Origin of the sequence: Epibacterium sp. Ofav1-8, assembly GCF_022348185.1 — a bacterium.
GTDB lineage: Bacteria > Pseudomonadota > Alphaproteobacteria > Rhodobacterales > Rhodobacteraceae > Epibacterium.
In genome coordinates this window covers 1-5,703 of the sequence record NZ_JAKRFD010000026.1, presented here as the reverse complement: position 1 = coordinate 5,703, position 5,703 = coordinate 1, and the positions used below count along the sequence as shown (strand labels likewise).

General features: G+C 68.2%; 3 protein-coding genes and 1 pseudogene. All 4 read left to right on the top strand.

The window, feature by feature from the left end; translation table 11 throughout:
- On the top strand, positions 1–361 hold a 361-nt coding region (locus MHM97_RS22545; protein ID WP_239325867.1), incomplete at its 5' end, for a GTA-gp10 family protein.
- Between the two features lie 38 nt (positions 362–399).
- Positions 400–678: a hypothetical protein gene (locus tag MHM97_RS22540; protein WP_239325865.1), complete on the top strand. Its 279-nt coding sequence runs from the start codon at positions 400–402 to the stop codon at positions 676–678.
- On the top strand, positions 679–5,493 hold the full coding sequence (locus tag MHM97_RS22820; RefSeq protein WP_255730181.1) for a hypothetical protein: 4,815 nt from the start codon (positions 679–681) through the stop codon (positions 5,491–5,493).
- Positions 5,493–5,703, top strand: a pseudogene (locus tag MHM97_RS22530) (hypothetical protein); the annotation flags it as partial. The gene MHM97_RS22820 and the pseudogene MHM97_RS22530, both read left to right, overlap by 1 nt.

Here is a 5,703-nt window from a genome sequence, read left to right as displayed (position 1 = left end):
GAACCTAGGCGACACCACCCACAAACTGCGCCTGACCACCGGCGCGCTGATGCGGTTTGAAGAGGACAATGATGGCCAGCCCTTTGACGGGCTCCTGGACAAGCTGATCCAGGGCAGTGGCGGGATCCGGCTTCTGGTCTCGGCGTTGGCGGCGGGTCTGGGGGATGGCAAGGGCATCCCCAAGGACGAAGCGATGGCCGTCATCGATGCGGCGGGCGGCGCGCGCCAGGTGGTGCCGTTTATTGCCGAGGCCATTGCCAAGGCTTTCCCGGCACCAGAGGCCAAGGCGGCCAAAGGTGACGGGGCCAAGGATGACGGGGAGGCGAAAGCGGGAAAGGCCAGCCCCCCGGCGGGGGCGTAGACTGGGCGGCGCTGTTTGCGGCGTGGTGTGAGCTGGGCTTGCACCACGCCGATTTCCACGATCTTACCTTGCGCGAATACGACCTGATTACCCGGTCCAAAATCCGGGCCAGGGAGGCGCGGGTCCAAGCGCGGCGGGTGCTGAACCAGGAGCTGGGCGTCCTGGTCAGCCATGCTTTCCACAATCCCAAAAAGATGCCCGATTTTACCCGGGCTGCGGGCCAGACGTGCCGCAGCAAGGCCGATGCGACGCAGGATCTCGAACAGCTGCGCGCAGGCCTGATGACCATGCACTTCAACAGCAAACAGGGGGCCTAGATGTCCGCAGTTATTGGCGCGCTGCGCGGCGTGCTCTCAATGGATTCCGCGGCTTTTGAGACCGGGGCCAAACGCGCCAAGGCCACCATGGGCACGGTGGAGCGCCGGATGGAACGGATGGCGGGGCGGATGGAAGGGGCCGGGCGGCGCATGGCGCTTGGCCTCACCGTGCCGATGGCAACGGCGGCCAGCATCGCGGTGCGCTCCAGCCTGCGGGTGGTGGATGCGCAGGCCAAGATGGCGCAATCGCTGGAGACCACCGTCGCCTCGATGCAGGTGCTGGAGCGGGCGGCGGATCTCTCGGGCGTCTCCATGGGCGAGGTGCAGCAGGCGACCATCCAGCTGACCAAACGGCTGAGCCAGGCGGCGGGCGGCACGGGGGCGGCGGCCAAGGCGCTGGACCGGCTGCATCTGAGCGCGGGCGCGTTGCAGGCGCTGCCGCTCGATCAGCGGCTGGAGCAGATCCAGGGCGCGCTGGCGGAATATGTGCCGGAGGCAGAGCGCGCGGCGGTGGCCTCGGATCTCTTTGGCAGCCGGGCGGGTCTGATCTTCACCCGGATCGACGGGGCGGCGCTGCGCGCGGCGGCGCAGGATGTGAACCGCTTTGGCGTGGCGGTCTCGGAGGTCGATGCGGATCAGATCGAGCTGACCAATGACGCGCTGTCGCGGATGAGCCTGGCCGGGCGGGGCCTGGCCAATCAGGTGACGGTGGCGCTGGCCCCGGCGCTGCAGGGGCTGAGTGACCGGGTGGCGGATGTGGCGGGCTGGTTCAACGATCTCTCCGATGGCACCAAGCGGTTCATCGCCACCGGCGCGCTGATCGCCGGCACGGTCGGCCCGGCGGCGCTGGCGCTGGGGTTGGTGCTGAAGGTCTCGGCACCGCTGGTGGTGGCGCTGGGGGGCGTGGTCTCGACGGTGGCGCTGGCGCCCTTGCGCTTTGCGGCGGCGGCCAAATCGGCGATTGCGCTGGAAATGGCGCTGGGGGCTACCAGCACCAAGGCGGCGGTGACCAGCCTGGCGATGAAAGGCCTGCAGCGGGGGCTGGTGCTTCTGCGGGGCGCGGTGATTGCCACCGGCATCGGCGCGCTGGTGGTGGGGGCTGGCTATCTGGCGATGAAGTTCCACCAGCTGGTGGTGGCCACCGGCGGCTGGGGCGCGGCGCTGCAGGCGCTGGGGGATCTGGCCAAAGGGATCTGGGAGGGGATCAGGACCAGTGCCTCGGCGATAGGGCCGTCGCTTCAGGCGGTCTGGGCCTCTGTCAAAGCCGGGTTTGTGACGATGATCTCCGGGGTGCAGGACACCTGGGCCGGGTTCCTGCATAGGATGACACAAGGCGCACGGGCGGCGGGGCAGGACGGTCTGGCCCGGTCTCTTCACGGCTATGCGGTCGAGGCCGCAAGCGCTGTGCACAGCCTGAACCTCAAGGTGGAGGAGCATCAGGCGGCGGCGGAGGCGGCAAAACAGAAGGCCGAGAAACTCGCCAAACAGGGGTGGGGCAAGGCCACAGAAGCCTTGAAGACCCTCACCTTGCAGATGGGTTCGGCCAATGCCGAACTGGATGCGGGGGACGACAGCACCGATGCGCTGAAGACCAGACTGGATCAGCTCGGCGACACGCTGGATGACGGCAGCGGCGGCGGCGTTGCGGGCAACCTGTCCAAAACCACCGCGGCGGCGGGGGATCTTGGCGCGGAACTTGACGGGCCGCTGTCCTCGGCGGTGGACGGTGTGGCGCGCTCCTTTGGCGATTGGATTGCCGATGGCCTGCAGGACTTCCGCTCGATGTGGGACGGGATCAAAGAGGCGGCCAAACGCGGGCTGGCGGAGCTGGCGGCAAGCTTTGCCAAGAACCAGATCCGCATTGCGCTGGGGCTGTCGCTCGGCGGTGCGGGCACCGCAGCCCATGCGGCGGGCGGTCTGCTCTCGGGCGGCAGCGGTGGCGGCGGTCTGCTGTCCGGTATTCTGGGGCAGGGGGCAAGTGGCCTTCTGGGCGGCACCAGCCTTGTTGCGGGTCTGGGCGGCGGCTTCCAGGCGGCTTTGGGTCTGGGGGGCTTTACCAGCGCGGGGCTGTTCAGCGTTGGGGCCAATGCGGCCCTGGCCTCGGCCGCAACAGGAGCCAGCGCGCTTGTCTCGACCATTGGCGCGGCCCTGCCTGTTGTGGGGCTTCTGGCGGGCGGCGTTGCCCTCCTGTCCAAGGCCTTCAGCCGCAAGTTCGAATATTCGGCGCTGGAGGGCACCATCGGGGTCGATGGCTTTGACGGCTACACCCGGGATTTTTACAAGGGCGGCTGGTTCCGCAGCGACAAGAACGTCTATGGCGCGGTGGATTCCGGGCTGGATGCAGCACTGGATCAGCAGGTTGCCGGGCTGACCTCCGGCCTTCTGTCGATGTCGGAGGCGCTGGGGCTTGGCTCCGATGCGCTGGCGGAGTTTGAGGGCTATACGCTGTCGGTGATGACCTCCGGGCGCACGCAGGAGCAGATCCAGCAGGACATCGCCGATCACATGGCGGCGGCCTCCGACCAGATGGCGGATCTGATCCTCGGCACCGACGACTTCACGCGCGCCGGGGAAAGCGCCTCGGACACGCTGGCGCGGCTCTCGGGCAGCCTGGTGGCGGTGAATGACGCCATGGATCTCTTGGGCGGCGCGGCCTTTGACGTATCGCTGGCGGGCGGTGATCTGGCTTCCGACCTGCTGGCGGCCTTTGGCGGCTCGGAGGCCTTCTCGGTGGCGATCTCGCGCTATTTTGACGGCTTCTACACGGAGGCGGAGCGCAGCGAGACCGTCCTGCGGCGGCTGGAAGAGGAGTTCGAAGAGCTGGGGCTTGCCATGCCCGCCTCGCGCGAAGCCTTCCGCGAGCTGGTCGAAAGCCTCGATCTGAGCACCGAGGGCGGACAGACCCTCTATGCGGAACTGCTGCGGCTGGCCGGGGCGATGGATGAGGTGCTGCCCCAGATGGGGGCCTTCACGGCGGAGCTGGCCGGGCTGGCGCAGGAGATCGGCGGCGAGATCGGCGTCCAGATCGATGCGGCTCAGGATATGGTCAGCGCGGCACGAGACGCGGCGGCGGACTGGCGGCGCACCTCCGAGGACCTGCGCGGCTTTGTCTCCGACCTGCTCACCACCGAGTTGAGCGCGGCCAGCGATGCCCAGACCGCCACGGCGCAGAAGGCCCGCCTTGATGCGGCCTTTGCCGGGGTGCAGGCGGGGGATGCGTCGGCGGCGGCGGCGCTGCCGGATCTCGCCCGCAGCTACCTGCGCAGCGCCCGCGACATGGCGGCATCGGATCTCGACTATCGCCGGATTGCTGCCGAGGTGCAGGCGCAGATGTCCTATGCGGCGGGGATCGCGGATCTGGAAGCGGGCAATGATGAGGTTCTGGCGGGGCTTTATGAGCAGCAGATCGAGGTTCTGACCGCGCTTGGCACCTTCCTGCAATTTGAGGGGCTGACGGCGGATGAGGTTGCCAATCTGAGCGAGGGCGTGCAGGCGCTGGCGGAGGATTGGGATGGCACGGTGGCCTCCTTCGAGGCGTCGCTGTCGGCGCTGGAAAGCGCCATCAGACAGGCCGAGGCCTTCAGCTATGACGATCTGGTCGGCGCGCTGGATGTGGCGGTGACGCTGGACGACAGCGCCCCGGGCTGGCTGCGCGCGCTGGTGGAACAGGCCGACACCGGCATTCGCACCACGCTCGATTTTGTCATCCGTCGCGATGACTTGACACCGGCGGATCGCTGGATTGCCACCCATGCGCTCTCGCAGCATGTGGCGACGCTGGATCTGGTGCTGGGCGCGGATCTGGACGCGGAGAGCCGCAGGCTGGCGCTGACCACGGCAGCGGATCTGCGCCGCCGGGTGATGCTGGATCTGACCCGGGATCTCGACCCGGAGACCCGGTCGCTGGTGCTGACCCGCTCCGCCAACCTGTCGCGCCGGGTGACTGTGGCCCTGACCGGGGAAGGGGCCGACACGGTGGCGCGGCTGAGCGAGATTGCCGGGCTGATCGGCGACGGCGGCGGCAGCGGCCGGCTGACCTTTGGCGGCGGCGTGGTGCTGGAGGCCGATGATGTCTTTGCCGATCTGGCGACACAGACCGAACGGCTGCGAGACCCGCTGGACCGCCTGCGCGGCATGCTCGGAGAGCTGCGCGAAGCGGTGGAGGCGGATCGCCGCGCCCGCGAGGTGCAGACGCAGATCGCCGCACTGCAGGCGCAGGGGCAGACCGTGGCCAGCAGCCTTGCGGATCGCAGCGAGGCCGCGGGGATCGTCAGCCAGATCGAGGCGCTGGAGCGCCGGACCGGCGTGAGCCTGCGCCGCAATGGCGGACGGGATGCGGAGCTCAGGGTCAACCAGGAGACGGGTCGCATCGATTATGCCGCAGATTGGGTCGAGTATGGAGCGGGGGCCAATATAGGGGCCTTCAGGAATGGCTTCTGGGCTGACGGCGGGCTGCAGGATCAGATTGGCGCTTACAACCGGCAGATCAGCCAGAATGCGACGCGGGCCGAACAGCTCAGAGAGCAGATCCGCGATCTCGGCGGCATTCCCGCCTTTGCCCGGGGCGGGGCGCATAAGGGCGGCGCGCGCATCGTCGGCGAGCGCGGCTGGGAGATCGAACACACCGGCCCCGCGCGCATCCACAGCCATGCGGAGTCGGTGGCCATGCTCGACAACCGCCCGCTGGCGCGCGGGATCGAGGATCTGACCCGCCATGTGGTGGCGCAAGGGCAGGCGCTGCAGCTGGTCGTCGACCGGATCGCCAATCAGATCGACGATTGGGACGAGATCGGCCTGCCGGGGGAGCGGAGCTGATGGACTTCAACATCATTGCACCGATGCCGGTAAGCGAGGTGGAGCTGATCGCCTCGAACATTCCGGAGGATGATCATCCGGATTGGGACAGCGCCGCCACCTATGACCAGGGCGCGCGGGTGATCTCCACCCTGTCGCACCGGATCTATGAAAGCCTGGTGGACAACAACCAGGGCCATGATCCGCTGGGGGATGACGGCAGCCATTGGC